This window comes from Psychrobacter maritimus, assembly GCF_029953575.1.
Classification (GTDB): Bacteria; Pseudomonadota; Gammaproteobacteria; order Pseudomonadales; family Moraxellaceae; genus Psychrobacter; species Psychrobacter maritimus.
Genome location: NZ_CP124526.1, coordinates 2,438,969 through 2,455,623 on the forward strand (window position 1 = coordinate 2,438,969; position 16,655 = coordinate 2,455,623).

Annotated in this window: 16 protein-coding genes; 4 read left to right on the top strand and 12 right to left on the bottom strand. The window is 43.6% G+C overall.

Features of this window, described 5'->3' with window-relative positions:
- Positions 1 to 82 precede the first annotated feature (82 nt).
- The 3 genes from QJS82_RS10380 to QJS82_RS10390 form a co-directional block, all read right to left on the bottom strand.
- Positions 83 to 754, bottom strand: a complete 672-nt coding sequence (locus tag QJS82_RS10380) for an ABC transporter permease subunit (protein WP_183619868.1) — start codon at positions 752 to 754, stop codon at positions 83 to 85.
- Complete coding sequence (locus QJS82_RS10385) at positions 751 to 1,497, bottom strand: amino acid ABC transporter permease (RefSeq protein ID WP_183619867.1); 747 nt, start codon at positions 1,495 to 1,497, stop codon at positions 751 to 753. Before QJS82_RS10385 ends, QJS82_RS10380 begins: the two co-directional genes overlap by 4 nt.
- 95 nt (positions 1,498 to 1,592) lie before the next feature.
- On the bottom strand, positions 1,593 to 2,576 hold the full coding sequence (locus QJS82_RS10390) for a glutamate/aspartate ABC transporter substrate-binding protein (RefSeq protein ID WP_281490419.1): 984 nt from the start codon (positions 2,574 to 2,576) through the stop codon (positions 1,593 to 1,595).
- A 407-nt stretch (positions 2,577 to 2,983) separates the two neighbouring features.
- On the opposite strand from QJS82_RS10390, the gene hslO reads away from it, so the two are divergent.
- The gene (gene hslO, locus QJS82_RS10395) at positions 2,984 to 3,964 is read left to right on the top strand and encodes an Hsp33 family molecular chaperone HslO (protein WP_201562293.1); all 981 of its coding nucleotides are present in this window, start codon (positions 2,984 to 2,986) and stop codon (positions 3,962 to 3,964) included.
- 150 nt (positions 3,965 to 4,114) lie between these two features.
- Here hslO and QJS82_RS10400 read toward each other — a convergent pair whose 3' ends face one another.
- The 9 genes from QJS82_RS10400 to QJS82_RS10440 all read right to left on the bottom strand — a co-directional run bounded on the left by QJS82_RS10400 (position 4,115) and on the right by QJS82_RS10440 (position 13,496).
- Positions 4,115 to 5,581, bottom strand: a complete 1,467-nt coding sequence (locus tag QJS82_RS10400; protein WP_281490420.1) for an alpha/beta fold hydrolase — start codon at positions 5,579 to 5,581, stop codon at positions 4,115 to 4,117.
- Positions 5,582 to 5,940: 359 nt separating this feature from the next.
- The gene (locus QJS82_RS10405) at positions 5,941 to 6,657 is read right to left on the bottom strand and encodes a fumarylacetoacetate hydrolase family protein (RefSeq protein WP_281490421.1); all 717 of its coding nucleotides are present in this window, start codon (positions 6,655 to 6,657) and stop codon (positions 5,941 to 5,943) included.
- A 63-nt stretch (positions 6,658 to 6,720) separates the two neighbouring features.
- On the bottom strand, positions 6,721 to 7,446 hold the full coding sequence (locus QJS82_RS10410; protein ID WP_149490594.1) for an ABC transporter permease: 726 nt from the start codon (positions 7,444 to 7,446) through the stop codon (positions 6,721 to 6,723).
- Positions 7,447 to 7,458: 12 nt separating this feature from the next.
- A complete protein-coding gene (locus QJS82_RS10415) occupies positions 7,459 to 8,208 on the bottom strand; it encodes an ABC transporter permease (RefSeq protein WP_201562301.1) in 750 nt (249 codons plus the stop codon).
- 437 nt (positions 8,209 to 8,645) lie between these two features.
- A complete protein-coding gene (locus QJS82_RS10420) occupies positions 8,646 to 9,608 on the bottom strand; it encodes an ABC transporter substrate-binding protein (RefSeq protein WP_281490422.1) in 963 nt (320 codons plus the stop codon).
- A 162-nt stretch (positions 9,609 to 9,770) separates the two neighbouring features.
- Positions 9,771 to 10,709: a transporter substrate-binding domain-containing protein gene (locus QJS82_RS10425; RefSeq protein ID WP_281490423.1), complete on the bottom strand. Its 939-nt coding sequence runs from the start codon at positions 10,707 to 10,709 to the stop codon at positions 9,771 to 9,773.
- A 124-nt stretch (positions 10,710 to 10,833) separates the two neighbouring features.
- Positions 10,834 to 11,634: a transporter substrate-binding domain-containing protein gene (locus tag QJS82_RS10430; protein WP_201619827.1), complete on the bottom strand. Its 801-nt coding sequence runs from the start codon at positions 11,632 to 11,634 to the stop codon at positions 10,834 to 10,836.
- Positions 11,635 to 11,996: 362 nt separating this feature from the next.
- The gene (locus tag QJS82_RS10435; RefSeq protein WP_281490424.1) at positions 11,997 to 12,794 is read right to left on the bottom strand and encodes an ABC transporter ATP-binding protein; all 798 of its coding nucleotides are present in this window, start codon (positions 12,792 to 12,794) and stop codon (positions 11,997 to 11,999) included.
- Positions 12,795 to 13,151: 357 nt separating this feature from the next.
- On the bottom strand, positions 13,152 to 13,496 hold the full coding sequence (locus QJS82_RS10440) for a hypothetical protein (RefSeq protein WP_227670488.1): 345 nt from the start codon (positions 13,494 to 13,496) through the stop codon (positions 13,152 to 13,154).
- A 551-nt stretch (positions 13,497 to 14,047) separates the two neighbouring features.
- On the opposite strand from QJS82_RS10440, the gene QJS82_RS10445 reads away from it, so the two are divergent.
- The 3 genes from QJS82_RS10445 (at position 14,048) to QJS82_RS10455 (ending at position 16,651) form a co-directional block, all read left to right on the top strand.
- Positions 14,048 to 15,349: a glutamate-5-semialdehyde dehydrogenase gene (locus tag QJS82_RS10445; RefSeq protein ID WP_281490425.1), complete on the top strand. Its 1,302-nt coding sequence runs from the start codon at positions 14,048 to 14,050 to the stop codon at positions 15,347 to 15,349.
- A gap of 158 nt (positions 15,350 to 15,507) precedes the next feature.
- Positions 15,508 to 16,251 carry a ribonuclease domain-containing protein gene (locus QJS82_RS10450; protein ID WP_281490426.1) on the top strand — a complete coding sequence of 248 codons (744 nt, stop codon included), beginning with the start codon at positions 15,508 to 15,510 and terminating at the stop codon, positions 16,249 to 16,251.
- Between the two features lies 1 nt (position 16,252).
- Complete coding sequence (locus QJS82_RS10455) at positions 16,253 to 16,651, top strand: barstar family protein (RefSeq protein WP_281490427.1); 399 nt, start codon at positions 16,253 to 16,255, stop codon at positions 16,649 to 16,651.
- Positions 16,652 to 16,655: the final 4 nt, after the last annotated feature.

The following is a 16,655-nucleotide window of genomic DNA, read 5'->3' on the forward strand; positions in this document are numbered from 1 at the left end:
CATCTTACTCTTCAACTCATTCTTTTAAAACGTTGCACTTCTTATTTGAATCTAGGTCTTAAAATACTGCGTTAAATTTACCTTAAAACCTGAGGCGTTTTTGCAGTTGTTGCACGCCGATAGAGGCACTTAAGCTAATGATAAAATAAATAGCCCCTGCACCTAAAATATAAGGCGTTAATAGCCCCATCAGCTCACCACGGACGTAAGCGGCACGGAAGAAATCGGTCAGACCAATGGCAAATACCAACGTCGTATCTTGGAATAAAATAATACATTGCTGCAAAATCAGCGGTAGCATTTTACGAAAAGCTTGCGGCAAGATAACCAAACGCATCGTTTGCCCATAAGTCATGCCAAGCGCTTTTGCCGCATTAACCTGCCCGCTACCAATCGATTGAATACCAGCCCGCACCACCTCTGAAAAGTACGCTGCTTCAAACATCATAAAGGCGACGACACATGAGGTGAATGCAGTATCTAACTGTAGATACTTACCCGCTATCCAAAAATAAATCATCGGTACGGCAAAATAAAACCATAGCAGCACCAATAGCAACGGTACTGAGCGAAAATAATTAACGTATAGTTTGGCAGGAATTTCTAGCGCTTTGATACCAGATAGACGCATCAAGGCCAGTACCGTTCCTAAGCTGATGCCACCTAAAATAGCGAGAAACAATACCTTTAAAGTGGTCAGCATCCCGCCCATCAAACCGGGATAAGCGGTAGCAAGTTCGGTCATCATATTCATTTTTGACCTCCTGCAATCAGCCCGGGCACACGTAATTTACGTTCTATCAAACCCATAATAGCAATCAAGGACAGATTAAAGACCAGATAAATAATGGTCGCATAAGTATAAATCTCGAGGCTGTTTTGGGTATATTCACTGATGGTTTTGGTTTGGCTAATCAGCTCCATTACCCCAACGAGGGATGCTACTGAAGCATTTTTAAAGCAGTTGGTCAGCTCTGAGCTCAACGGTGGCAAAATAATGCGGAAAGCCTGCGGTAATAGCACTTCTTTATAAGCCTGCGGAATCGTAAAGCCAAGCGCATAAGCCGCATTGACCTGCCCTTCAGGAAGCGATTCGATACCAGTACGCACTTGTTCGACGATACGCGCCGCGGTAAATAACCCTAGACCGATACTTGCTGACAGCATGGCTGAGGTATTGGGAGATAAGTCTTTATACCACCAGTCCTGTATCGCGGGCGTCAGCCAACCGGGGGCAATATAAAACCAAAAGAATAATTGTACGAGAAGTGGAATATTACGAAAAAACGTCACATAGGCGGTGCCGATGCTACGGGCAGCCTTATTCGGCAAGGTACGCATGATGCCAAAAATAGTACCAACGACCATGGCTATAGCCCAAGCGATACTGCCAATCAATAACAGCCAGCCTAGACCTGTAATCATCCAATGGATATAAAGCTCGTTACCGATACCGGTCTGCTCAAAGAGCACACCCCAGTTCCAGCTATAATTCATGATTGTCTCTCCAAGCAGCGATTGAAAAGCCGTCGCGCCCGATTGACATTGCTGTCAATCTGAGCGCGCAAGCAAGCTATGTTGAGGGACAATAATTACTGTGCTGTCGCGACTTTTGGCTGAGCGCTATCATGTGGATTGGCAATCAAGGCTTTTAGATTGTCTGACATCTCAAAGTTTAGATTGACATTTTTTGGTGGGATTGGGTTTAAGAACCATTTGTCATAAATGCTATTAATCTCACCGGAGCTAAAGACATTGGCGAGCGCTTCATCGACCACCGCTTTAAATTCAGGGTCGTCTTTACGCATCATACAACCATAAATCTCAAATGATTGCGGTGTACCAACGATAACCCAGTCATCAGGATTTTTTGCTTTGGCTTTTTCGCCCGCAAGCAACACATCATCCATCATAAAGGCATCAGCGCGACCATTCTCTAGCATCAAGAAGCCTTCGCCATGATCTTTTGCTGAGATGATATTGGTATTCATTTTCTTATCATCATTGTACTGACGGATGTAACGCTCTGAGGTCGTACCGGCGGTAGTGACCAAGGTTTTGTCTTTTAAGTCTTCAAAATCTTGGATGCCTGAGTCTTTTTTGGTCAATAAACGCGTGCCAATTTCAAAGAAGCCGTTTGAGAAGGCCACTTGTTTTTGGCGTTCTTCATTATTGGTCGTTGAGCCACACTCAAAGTCGACCGTGCCGTTCTGTACCAAAGGAATACGAGTTTGCGAGGTGATCAGGTTATAACGAACTTTTAGATCAGGCATATTCAGTTTTTCTTTTACCGCTTCAACCACTTTCATCTCTAAATCATGGGCATAGCCAATCGGCTGATTTGGATCATCAGCGATATAAGAGAACGGAATAGAAGAATCACGGTGACCGACCACGATAGTGCCTGAATCTTTGATTTTTTGTAGCGTGCCGTTGGCATTTGCTGCCGCTTCTGTCGTGGTCGCCCCATCTGCTGGCGTCGCTTCAGTGTTGGTTTGATTGCTATTATTACAACCCGCCAAACCAAGTGCCATAAAGGCGACCAGAGTTAAGGGTTTAGAGATTAAGTAGGTCATGAGATACATCCTTTTATCACATTATCACAAAATTAAGAGGGGACTTTGGCGTTGTGTAAGCCATTGCTCGACTTTATGTTGGTCATTAAATGACTTTTCCGCCATGCATCCATGCTGTTGCTGTTATTTATCACTATGCAACTTAATGTTACTGTACAACAATTTGAGCGGTGGGGGTAAACTTTTTTTAATAAGGGCGACTTGCAAAATACTTAAGCTTATCTATCTTAATAGATAGCCAATAAAACCACCATAAGCGTAGAAAATACTACAGGCTATTTAAGCGCTGAATACGAGCATTTATTTTAATAAATAACTTAAAATCAGCAAGCAATCTAAGCGCTGTGATTGATAAATCATGATCAATCCCCATAAAGCTAACAACTTCTTAATACTACCTATGACCTATGACACAAGATACTCAAGCCCCAAATACTGAGAGCCAAGCGGTTGTTCAGCATCATGATAACGACGTACGCCAACGCTTTTTTATCGAAGATTCACCGGTGCGCGGCGATGTGGTGCGCCTATCGCGCAGCTATGCGACAACGATTGCGCAAAAGCCTTACCCTGAAGCGATTAAGCGCTTATTGGGCGAGATGCTAACGGCAGCAAGTTTGCTAATCAGTACCGTTAAAATCAATGGTCGTTTATCGATTCAGTTGCAGTCATCAGATAGTGATAGCTTGCTGAATTGGGCGATGGCAGAATGTGACCAAGACGGTATCATCCGTGCCCTTGCCAGCTGGAAAGGCGACACTGACGAGCAAGTGCAAGCATGGGAAAATATGCGGCACGCCAAAGAAGCGTTTGCGGAATTGGGTGCTGCCGGTCAAGGCGTATTGTTTATCAATATCCAACCTGATGGCGGCGAGCCGTATCAAGGTATCGTTGAGCGTAGCCATGATAATTTGGCGGACTGCTTGGCGCATTATCAAAAGCAATCGGCACAGATTCCAACGCTGATTAACTTGGCCTCTGATGGTTTGCAAGCGGGCGGTATCTTGGTACAAATGCTGCCTCGTACGGCTGAAGAAACCTATGAAGTCGAGCAAAACCAAGACGCTGGTATCGATGATGATTTGTGGACGCGCTTAAGTGTGCTCACGCGCACGGTGAAAGCAGAAGAGCTGACCACGCTTGATACCAACGAGATTCTTTATCGCTTATATAATGAAGAAAAAGTCGTCGCCCCTGACCCTGTGTCTTTATCGTTTGGTTGTACCTGCTCACGCGAGAAGTGTGAAATGGCCATCGAGCAAATCGGCGAAACTGAGGTTTTAGATATCGTTGAAGAGCAAGGCGGTACTTTTGAGATGGATTGCGGATTTTGCGGTGAAGTCTATAAATTTAATAAAGATGATGTGGCGGCAATTTTCGCTGAGTAGTCTTTAATTTTATTTATTTGATTGTGCGTATTTGATTTTGCTTAATTCAAAAAAACCCTCAAGTGTCATGCTTGAGGGTTTTTGTTTTTTACTATTCCACATTTACGGCGCTAGGCTCATTAAAGGTGATATTAATAATTTAAAAAACGCTTAATCCGCAACTTCATCTATTTCTGGATAAGAGTAAATACGGTCCTCAAGCGCATATTTCGCTTCATGTGCATCGCCTTGGCGGTTAGCTAATAACCAAGCAATGATTTGCTGATGTACCCTATCGTTATAGATTAGATTCATATGATTGACACCATAAAAAATCGCCTTATGACCCTCGGGCACATTCAACGTATGCTCTTCGGTATATTCGCCAAGCGCCGATTCTACTGAAACCAAACCATCACCGAGCAAGCTTGTGGTCTTAGATTTATAATGCACCTCAACCATAGCCGCCGCGACCAGATAGGTATTTACATGTAAAGGTAAGCGCGTCGGGTGGCGGAACTCTGCTGGCAGCACACTGCGCCCTTCAGCTGACTTCCAATCCGCATCACGAATACTGCCGTAACGTAAATCAATAATACCTGCACTACGCAAGTCGCCTAACTTGGCTAATGAGCCTGCAAAAGGCAGCTTTGCGATTTTATCTTGAACAAAATGACCAATCTGCTCTAAGCTTGCGCCATGATGTGGCGAGCCTAAAGTAATAAGATTACCCACGCGTTCGACCCAGCTAAAACCTTGTTCTTTGCCATAAAACAGCGCGCTACGACTCAGCAAACCGCCCATGCTATGGCCGATTAAATCAAGCTGGGTGATATCGGGATTATTCTCCACCAAATCTTGCAAAACTTTTGCAAAGCTACGTCCATTAGTGGAGATACGTCGACCGGTATTATAGTTCAAATACAATACCGTGGTGTTTAGCAGCTTGCTACTCAGCGTTTCAGCCAGATTGCCATCGTCAGCTACTTGCCAGCTTAAGTGACTCATACAAAGCCCGTGGCATAAAACAATCACCCGCCCTGACAGTGCATCGCTTTGTACGCGATTGTATTTATCGTATAGCACCATCGATACGGCCAATGGATTATGATGGGTGACAAGGTGATCGCCCATGACGCCGTTTAAAATATTAACCACGCGGCGTAAGTTTTTCGGCAACGGCTGTATTTTTTTGGGCTTTAAAACCGTGTTATAAAGCCGCATCCCTGTAGCGATATTATTGCCGACCATTTGCATCGCCTGACGTACCGTGCCATAAATGCGACCGGTGATACCGCGCTGCCAATGCTCAAGATTGCCTTTATTAAAGCGCCCTAAAGGACGCAATAAAATCTCACGGTGGATAGCTTCTACAATATCCGTGACTTCAACCACGCCCATCGTAGCTAGCTGCGCCAAGCCTTCAAAGAAATCTACCAAGGATATGGGCTGATACGGTTTGCTATAGCTGTTATCGACCGTTTCTGCGCTTAGCTCATCGACATAAATATATTCAAGTTTCGCCAACTCTTCATAGACATCGCCTTGAAAACCTTCGTCAGTATCCAATTCATCGGGGGGACGCCGAGTGGTAGCAAATAAATCATGAATGCTTTCTAAAGGTCTTGGTTTAAGCATAGTTTTGATACATCGAGCAATTAAGGAGATTTGCCATACTAGCTTGTAAATGCCATAAACAGAAGATAATGATTGAACTATCCCGTATCTTTATTGTCATAGCGGTTACAAGAGTATGAGTATAGATGGTATTTATCGTGTTTTATTTAGCATTTTATTTATCATTTTTTAGGTTGTTACTAAGCAAAAATATATCATCATTATGCTCAGTTTTTAATATAAAAAAACCCCAAATAGTATTTGGGGTTTTGATAGTGAATAGTGATTAGCAGTTTTGTCATTTAGAGATTTGTCATTTACAGATTTGTCATTGAAAGCATGGTGATTAATAAATTTATCATTAATCACTAACTGACAGCTTATTTAACCTCTGCCTGCCATTCATGAGCGCCCAGTTTTAAGCTCAATTGGTCGCCTGCTTGTAAGGCACCAACGCCGCTTGGCGTACCAGTCATAATCACATCACCTGCTTGTAAGCTAAAAGCGTGACTGATATTTACCAATAACTCATAAACAGGAAATAGCATCAAAGCACTATCACCGTCTTGCGTGAGCGCATCATTAATAGTCAGCTGATAATGAATATCTGTGAAATCGCCAAATACTTGCGGGTCAAGCCAATCGCCAAGCACGCAAGCACCATCAAAGCATTTAGCGCGCTCCCAAGGATGACCTTTTTCTTTCAGCTCGGCTTGTAGCTCACGCAAGGTTAAATCTAAACCCAATGTCACGCCACCAATCGCTTGCTTGGCTTCTTCAATCGTTGCCGCTGATAAGTCTGCTGCTAATTGCACGCACAGCTCAGCTTCGTAATGAGTCTCGCCATATAGCGCTGGATTTGGACGTACAACGCCTTGACGGATAGACACCACCGAAGAGGCAGGCTTCATAAACAATATCGGTGCTTTAGGTACTTCATTGCCTAATTCTTCAGCATGCGCCGCATAGTTGCGACCGACGCAGACCACTTTACCGATAGACGCACGTAAACGCTCATTGGCATCGTTAACACTATTACCATCATTAACGCCCGCAGCAATCGCATCGGCTAAAGACATATGTGGTGATTGGCTCATATTAGATTCTCACGGCAATTTATAAACATTTAGGAGTAGATTTTTATCTTATATTTACTATTACTAAGGAATCGTATTGGTAACCACATCGGGTGGTACATAGCTGGCATGACGATTCATACGCTTTTCAAACAATCTAAAGCTAAATAAGATAACCCACGACAGCAACAGGTAAACCACACCGGCGGCAAAGAACAATTCCATCAAGGTATAAGTACGCGCACTAATCGTACGAGCAACGCCCGTGATATCCATCAAAGCAATGGTTGATGCCAATGCACTACCTTTTAGCATAAAAATAACTTCATTACTGTAGGCTGGAATCACAATACCAAAGGCACGCGGTAAGGTGATGCGCGTCAGCTTCTGCCATTTTGACATGCCAATCGCATCGGCGGCTTCAAGCTCGCCCACAGGAATATTTTGGATAGCACCGCGAATAATTTCTGCCAAATAGGCACTGGTATTTAAGGTAAAGGCAATAATCGCACACCAGTAAGCTTGGCTAAGTACCGGCTCCCATAAAAACGAATTGCGTACCGCTTCAAACTGCCCAAGACCATAATAAATCAGAAATATCTGTACCAGTAGCGGCGTGCCACGGAAAAAGAAGATATATAAAAATGGTAATACTTGCACTAGCCAATTTTTGGATAGCCGTAATAACGCCAAAATCAAACCAAAAAACAAGCCGATAATACCCGAGAACACGACTAGCTGTACGGTCAATACCGCGCCGTTGAGTAAATCAGGGATATGATCAAAAATGACCTGCCAATTCCAATCCATAGTATCTCTCCTCTACCCTATGGTCGATTGACTTTGAGTGGTTTGATGGGGGCTAGTTTGACGGCTAAGCTTTTTGGCATAACGCGCCGCTGGATTGGCGCGCCATTCAAGCCACATCATAAAGCCGGTAATCAACATGGTCAGACCCAAATAAATAATCGCCGCTGCCATATAAAAAGTAAACGGCTGCTGTGTCGACTGCGCCGCACGCGAGGACTGATACATGATGTCTTTAAGACCGACAACCGAGACCAAGGCCGTATCTTTAAGCAATACCAAAAACAAATTGCCCAAACCCGGCAGCGCAATTTGCCATACTTGCGGCAAGGTAATACGATAAAAGGTCTGAAAAGGACGCATCCCAATCGCTTGCGCTGCTTCGCGTTGTCCTATTGGAATCTCTTGAATCGACATGCGAAAAATTTCAGTCGCATAAGCACCAAAAGCAATAGACAATGCCATGACGCCGCCCCAAAAAGCGCTAATCTCGACATAGTCGTTATAGCCGAACTTTTTGAGGATGCTCATCAGCACGATAGAGCCACCATAATAGATAAACAGCACCAATAGCAGCTCAGGAATCCCGCGCATCGTGGCGGTATAGACCGTCGCAAGCTTACGCAGCAGCCAGATATTAGACAACTTTGCTGTGGCACCGAGCAAGCCTAAGAACATGCCGATGATCAGACTGGTCATGGCAAGTTTTATGGTGACGGTAGCGCCGCTTAGTAATAGCGCGCCAAATCCTTGTAAATCAAACACAATTATCCACTCAGTCTCTTTATATTAGCAATTTGCAAAATATGAGTTAAAAGAATCAGCATCAATAGCTGAGCGCTGCTGATAATCGTCTGCCAGATCAAATAGACCTTGGCCTTTTGCGTCATAGAGTGACGACAGATAAATACGATTATTGCGGCGGTAATTGACACAGTAGAAATGAGCGCTGATTTTATCATATTCGCTGCCAGCTATGTTAATACTGACGCGTAAAAGCACGGTCTAAATAGATACTTATCAGCATAAATATCAAATAAATCAGTAGGATTTGATAAAACCCGACTGTTAATCACCCTTAAAACGCAATGATTTGCTATAAAAAGCAAAAAAGACATCGCCATCATGGCAATGTCTTTCGCTTAAATGTCTTTATGCTTATTAATACAGCATTCATTCACGATACTAATAGCATCAAACTGCTATTGTGCGGCGCTATCTAACGTTGTTGGTGCTGTTGTTGATGTTGCTGGTGTTGGCGTCGCACTTACTGGTACAGAAAAATACTTTTGATTGATTTTATCATAAGTACCATTTGACTTTAAATTGGCCAATGATTGATTGATTTTTGCTTGCAGGGCTTCATCATTAGGACGCACGGCAATAGCAAAGTTATCATTAATATCAACCTCATCGCCTTTAATTGCATAATTGCTGCCTGACGGTGAGCCAAGCCATTCAAGTGCGGGCAATTTGTCCGATATCATGGCATCAACGCGACCAGAACCCAAATCCAAAAAGGCATTACTCAAGGTATCATAAAGCTTCATATTGGCTTTTGGATAAGTATTTTCTAACCACTGTGATGAGATAGTCGAGCGCTGCGCGGCAATAGAGTGCGCATTGATATCGCTGCTATTGGTTGGATCAAAGCTGCTGTCTTTTTTGGCTAAAAATACCAACGCATTGCTAAAGTACGGATCGGTAAAAGCAACTTGCTTTGCGCGCTCAGGCGTCACCGACATCGCTGCGACGATGGCGTCATACTTGCCCGCTTTAAGCCCAGGAATAATACCATCCCAATCTTGCGCCATAATCTCACAGGTCATCTGCATATCGTCGCAGATAGCATTGGCAATCTCAACATCGAAGCCGCCAAGCGTTCCATCAGCATTGGTATAGTTAAAGGGTGCATAAGCGCCTTCGGTACCGATACGCAGCACATTGTCATCTGCCGCAGCGCTGTTTTTTTCCGTCGCTTCTGTTGTCTTCGTTGCCTCTGAGCTAGCGTTTTCGTTAGTCTCATTTTGACCATTACTGCAACCCGCCAACGCCAATAATGCCGTTAGGGCTAGTATCGGCTTTGCCTTTAAGAAAGGTTTACTGGCGGATGAAGAAGTAGCAGACGTACTAAATATGCTGGCTGAGAGAAGATGGTTGCTCATAATCATCCTTGATGTTGTTACTGGGTATTATTAATTAGTATTATTAATTAGACTTAGCATTATCACTTAGCAAAATATTATAAATGGCATAAAGCACGCTTTAGTCAAAACGTGCTTTATTAAAACCAGCGCTTATCTAATAGGCTATTATAGAAAACTCTATTAATTAGTCGCCGCTTCCGCTTGTTCTTCTTTAGCAATCACAGCATTGGCATCGACATTACCATCATCAACCACGACCACTTCTTTGACGCCTTCAGTTGCTACTGCTTTTTGTGCCGCCGCTGTTGAGCTGGTACCAAAATAACTACCGGTGATTTGGTCATAAGTGCCGTTGTCTTTTAGTTCAGCCAGTGCTTTATTAAATTTAGCAACTAATGGATCGCCTTTACGGAAGGCAATACCCATCGCATCATCACTGGTGCTAATTTCTTGCCCTTTAACTTCATAGTCTTTACCGGCTTCGGTTTTTAGCCAATCAATACCGGTGACTTTATCAGACATCATGGCACGGACGCGACCTGAGGTTAGGTCTAGGTAAGCATTGTCTTGGGTATCATAAAGTTTGATATCAGAGTCGGCATGTTTTTCTTGCAGATACTGTGACGCAACTGTTGAGCGCTGTGAGGCAATCGGCTGGCCTTTTAGACCATCGACGCTAATATCATCGCCTTTTTTACCGATTAGGATGATGCCAGTATGAAAGTATGGGTCGCTGAACTCTACGACTTCTTTACGCTCAGGCGTGATTGACATACCAGCGATGGCCGCGTCAAATTTCTGCGCATTCAGCCCTGGAATTAAGCCATCCCAATCTTGCGAGATAACTTCACACTCGGCTTTCATTTGCGCACATAGAGCGTCGACCAGCTCAATCTCATAGCCGATTAATTTGCCATCAGCGTCGGTATAGCTAAAAGGCTTATAGCTGGATTCTGTAGCGATTTTGATGTTTAAAGGCGCATCAGTAGCGGCATCTGTCTCAGTGCTTTCAGTCGGTGCTGAGCTGTTATTACAAGCTGTAAGCATAAGCATCGCCGCACTAAGTGGGGCAAGCCACAAGGCTTTTCTGCTTATTGATGATGTCATTGAAGTAATCATAGGGTTTATTCCTTAATATATTGACCAGCCGTTTGTTAATCCGCAATGGGTCAGTCATTCGTTAATCAACGCTTCTCAAAACAGTCTATTGATTGAAGACTTTTCTCAAAGCGTAGCAAGCAAATTATTGACCGAAGTTTTCCTGTTCAAGACGGGCAAGCTCACCGTTACTACGGATTTCGCTCAGCGCTTTATTAAAGTCGTCTTTGATTGAATCCCCTTTACGAACAGCAATGGCAATATTATCGTCGTTATCAATCTCATCACCCACGATACCGAAACCTTCTGGGTTGTCCGCTAACCATGACTTGGCAGAGACTTTTTCAGCCAGTACCGCATCACTACGACCAGACTTTAGGTCTAAATAGGCATTGTCATAATTATCATAAAGCTTAACGGTATTACCGTCTTTACCTTCATAATTGTCTTGTAAGTACGCGCCCGGTGTCGTTGAGCGTTGACCTCCAAGGGTTAGGCTCTTAATTGCTTTAGGGTCAAAACCACCTTTGGTATCGGTGAGCCAAACCATGGTATTGGCAAAGTACGGCTCACTGAAATCAACCTTTTCTTGACGCTCAGCGGTGATAGACATCCCAGCGATGACGGCGTCATATTTCTGCGCCAATAAGCCTGGAATGATACCGTCCCAATCTTGGGCAACGATTTCACATTTGGCTTGCATTTGCGCACATAACGCATTGGCAACATCGATATCGAAACCCGCCAAGCTGCCATCGGCATTGGTATAGTTAAAAGGAGGGTAAGCGCCCTCGGTGGCGATACGAATGGTCTTGCCAGCCGTTTCTGCGGCAGGGGCATCAGCATTGGTATCAGTAGCTTCGTTAGCAGGCTGACTACAAGCACTTAGCATGAGCGCGGCGGTAACGGTCATCGATGACCACAATAGGCGAGAATTCGACATCATACATTCCTTAAATTCTGATGGATTTTTTAATATAGGGTTCTGATATTTTGTTCTCTGACGTCCCTGCCAGAAAAGCAATTCAATGCACAGAAGACACAGGCAGGCATCATGAGCAACTGCCTGTAAACCTTTTGATAATACCTGACTCAAATATCAAAAACAAACGTTTTGCATACCGACTGTGATTATTGAGTAATAAACACCCTAAGAAAATTACCAATGAGTAATTTTGGCGTTTTAATCGCTTTAAACATCTAAAAACTTAAAATAGCGTCTAAATCAAAACCGTTAAAATTAAAGCCGTTAAAGTTAAAGTCAATAAAATTGAAACGACTAGAATTATAACAAATGAAAACGCCCTGTTAGTTTTTGCGATGCGATGCCATAAAGTCTTTAACGCGTTCAGATTTCGGGTTATCAAAGACTTGCTCAGGCGTACCAATCTCTTCAATCACACCTTGATGAAGGAACACCACCTTGCTCGATACTTCACGGGCAAAGCGCATCTCATGGGTGACAATCAACATGGTACGCCCCTCTTCAGCAAGCTCGCGCATGACGGCGAGCACTTCATTGACCAGTTCAGGGTCGAGTGCCGAGGTTGGCTCATCAAATAATAACACCTGCGGCTGCATCGCAAGCGCACGCGCAATCGCCACACGCTGACGTTGACCGCCTGATAAATTTGCGGGATACGCATCTTTTTTATCAAGCAAACCGACTTTATCGAGCAGCTTTTCAGCATCACTAATCGCTTGGGCTTTTTTGATTTTTAGGACTTGCGTTGGCCCTTCGATGATATTTTGCAAAATGGTCTTGTGCGGCCACAAGTTAAAGTTCTGAAAAACAAATCCCACGCGCGCACGTAAGCTCTCTAGCTGCTTGATGTCTGCCGCTTGCAATTCGCCCGACTTAGTAGGTTTGAGCATCAGCTCATCATTACCGATGATGATACGACCTTGATTGGGCTTTTCAAGCAGATTAATACAGCGCAGCAAGGTCGACTTACCGGAGCCAGACGAGCCTAAAATAGAGATGACGTCGCCATCATAGGCGGTGAGTGACACCCCTTTTAGCACGTCTAATGAGCCATAGTTTTTATGGACGTCTTGTAAATCTAAGGCGATAGGCCGAGTCGGATTCTTTGCAGTATCAAGCATGGTTTAGCAGACTTCCCATAAATATGAGTGAAAACATGAATAAAAAATGCGCTATCAAACAGCTCTATAATAAGTAACTCTATTAATAGCTGCTTTATCAGTATGAGTAATACAAAGCTAAAACGAGCAGTATTTTAGTAGTGCTGTGTTAGTCGCATTATTTTGATAACGTTATGATGGGTTCAATAAAGGCGCGATATTGTCGCTCATAATGCAATAAAAAGGCAAACCTTGTCGCTTTTACCTATGAGCTTTTGACCAAGCAATACCCTTTATAAAATGAGGCCCATAACGCACAGTCAGTTATGGGCCTCATTTTATCATCTTAACGGCGTTAGCGCTGTTTTATCTGCGGCATTAGTACGTCGAAACATGCTCTTCGCTTTCAGTACCATCGAGTACCTCTGCCTCATCGGCCGTTGCGACTGCCACATCATCATTTTCGCCGACTACCATACTTTCGTTAGTGTTGGCAGCACTGTCGTTGGCGCTAGCTACCGCAACATCATCATTGCTGCCTGCTGTAGCAACGCCAGTCGCTTCATCTTCTACCGCTGTTTGAGCATCGGCAGTTGGCTCAACATCCATCGGCGCTTCATCTTTTTTACCACAAGCACTGATACTTAATGCCGCTGCCACCAAACCAACTGTTAACCAGTTTTTATAGGTTTTATTTTCAATCGCCATTTTATTCTCCATCATAAGTATTTATCATATTAGCGCCCACTATACTCACGATTTATCAGTACTACCTTAGCAGTTACAGCGCAGTTCTGTTAAAAATACGTAACAGCGCCCTGACTTTTAACTGCTTATCTTTTCATTTCTAAATGCTATTTATTATGGATAAAATTTAAATACGAGTAAAAACATCCATTCAAACATTTAGCAAATAACCCTAAAAACAACGTTAAAAAAACTCTGTAGTGCTTGATAAACGGTCTTTGTTCACAAAATCGACTTTACTATCGTCCTCATCTCCTCTATGTTAAATAGCAGAGTGCCATTAGTTTCTAGAAAGCCATTAGTTTCTAAAAAACAGACAGGCGCTAAAAAATAAACAAGTGCTAAAAACATATTTTTGTAGATTAGTGATAATAATTAGCAGATTTACTGCTTTTTGGCGGCGTGAGCTGCGTTTCTTTATGCCTGAACCTATATATGAGCATGTTATAAAATCTAGGATTCATTATTTAGGATTCATCATTATTAATCTGCAAACCCTCTATTGATAACTATAAGGAAGTTAATTTATGAGTCAATCGAATACCACAGATGTTACCGCTTATATGCAAAGCGTTGGTCAGCAAGCACGTGCCGCGTCACGAGCGCTAGCGGCGGCCAATACCGGCGATAAAAATTCCGCCTTGATGGCAATTTATGACGAATTAAAAAGCGCCAAAGCCGATATTTTAGCGGCCAATAAAGTCGATATGGATAAGGGTGCAAAAAACAACTTAGACGCCGCTCTACTAGATCGCCTAGAGCTAAACGACGCGCGCTTCGATGGTATGCTGCAAGGTTTAAAAGACGTCTCCGCGCTGCCCGACCCTATTGGCGCAGTCACGGATATGACCTATCAGCCATCAGGTATTCATTTGGGTAAAATGCGCGTGCCACTTGGCGTAGTTGGTATGATTTATGAGTCGCGCCCCAACGTCACCTTAGAGGCGGCTTCGCTTGCGCTAAAATCCGGTAACGCCATTATCTTACGCGGTGGCTCTGAAGCCTTTGAATCCAATCAAGCGATTGCCAAATGTATTTTAAAAGGTTTAAACAAGGTTGGTCTATCTGAGCATAGCGTACAAGTATTAGAAACCACTGACCGCGCTGCTGTTGGCGAGCTGATTACCATGACAGAATATGTCGATGTTATCGTGCCGCGCGGCGGTAAGGGTTTGATTGAGCGTATCAGCCGTGATGCCCGCGTCCCTGTCATTAAACATCTAGATGGTAACTGTCATACCTTTATTGATAGCGACGCCGATGCCAACATTGCCATCAAGGTCAGCGTCAATGCCAAAACCCATCGCTATGGTACTTGTAATACCATGGAGACGCTATTGGTCGATGAATCAGTTGCCAATGAGTTATTACCAAAAATTGCTGAAGCCATCGTAAAAGCTGATGATGCCATGCAACTGCGCCTTGATGATAAAGCACAGGCTATCTTAAATGACAATGCTACCCTTCAAGGTCATCTGTCAGCGGCGACTAGCGCAGACTGGGATACAGAGTATCTAGCGCCTATTTTAGCGGTGAAAGTGGTATCGGGTATCGATGAAGCGATTGAGCATATCAACACCCATGGCAGCCAGCATACCGACGTTATCATTACCGACAATTATACCAAGTCGCAACGCTTTATCCGTGAAGTCGATTCGGCAAGCGTCATGATTAACGCCTCTAGCCGTTTTGCCGATGGATTTGAATACGGGCTTGGGGCGGAAATCGGTATCTCAACCGATAAAATCCATGCGCGTGGACCGGTTGGACTTGAAGGCTTAACCTCGCAAAAATGGATCGTTTACGGTCACGGCGAAACGCGCGCCTAGGGCATGATTGCTGCACTATAATTTATTGTCCAATTCGAGTATAATCTTAAACAACGTCAGCTTAATTGCTGACGTTTTTTTATTATTGATAAATATGTTATATATGGCACATAAAAATTATTTTGCTGAATAAAAACCGTCGACAGGATAGCGCGCCCATGCAAAGTGGCAAGATTAAACACTGGAATGCTGATAAAGGCTACGGCTTTATTGAGGTAGACAATCAAAGTGAAGATGTCTTCTTTCATATAAGCACCGTACGCTTGTCGCAACCTATAGGCGAAGGTCAACGCGTCTATTTTAACAGTCAGCGTAATGAAAAAAACCAATTGCGCGCAACTGAAGTCACCTCTAATGAATTGAGTGTTTTAGAAACATCAGTATCAAATTCAGCATCAAATTCAGCGCATCGCAACCTAGATAATGCGCAGCAGAAGAACAATCGATATAAAAATACTCGTGGTAGCCAAAACAAGAAAAATGGCTTCTCTACCCTATTGAGTGTCATCGCCCTTATTGCCGTTGCGGTTTACTTTTTTGGGGATTTAAAATCCAGTTTATTTACAGATAGCACGCCAGCAACTTCTATATCGCAGACGGCCTCTAAAACCAGCAGTTCAGGTGTCGAAGCTATCACAGGTGATGCGCAAATCGACCAAACGCTAGCACTTATTAAGCAAGGCGGTCCTTTTCCTTATCCTAACAAAGATGGCACAACCTTTTATAATCGCGAAGGCAAGCTACCCGCCCAGTCGCAAGGCTATTACCGCGAATATACCGTGCCCACGCCGGGGGTTTCCCATCGCGGTGCACGGCGCATTGTCACCGGCGGTCATCCACCGACCATTTATTATTTGACCGTCGACCATTATGATAGCTTCCGACAATTGCAGGTGAGATGATATGAGCCAAGCTATTTACTATGTTAATCAAAACAGCGTTGACCAAAACAGTATCAAACAAAATAAAATCAATCAAAGCGATTCTGCCCTCATTGACAGTATTCCTGAGCAAGCGCTTAACATTCCCATTGGCGATGTTTTGGATAAAGAAACACTACTAAATAGCTTAGCGAAAGTAGCCAATTTTCCCGACTATTTTGCCCATAATTGGGACAGCGCTTGGGACTGTTTAACCGATAGTGATATTACTCACCTCACACTTTACTTAAATGGGATAGAGAAAATTAACACTGAAGACTTTAATGTCTTTAAGCGTCTCATTGAGGACGCCTATAAAGATTTTGGTAAACCGCAATTGTGGATTATTAGGGCGACCGACGATTCTCTTAGCCGCCCATAAGATA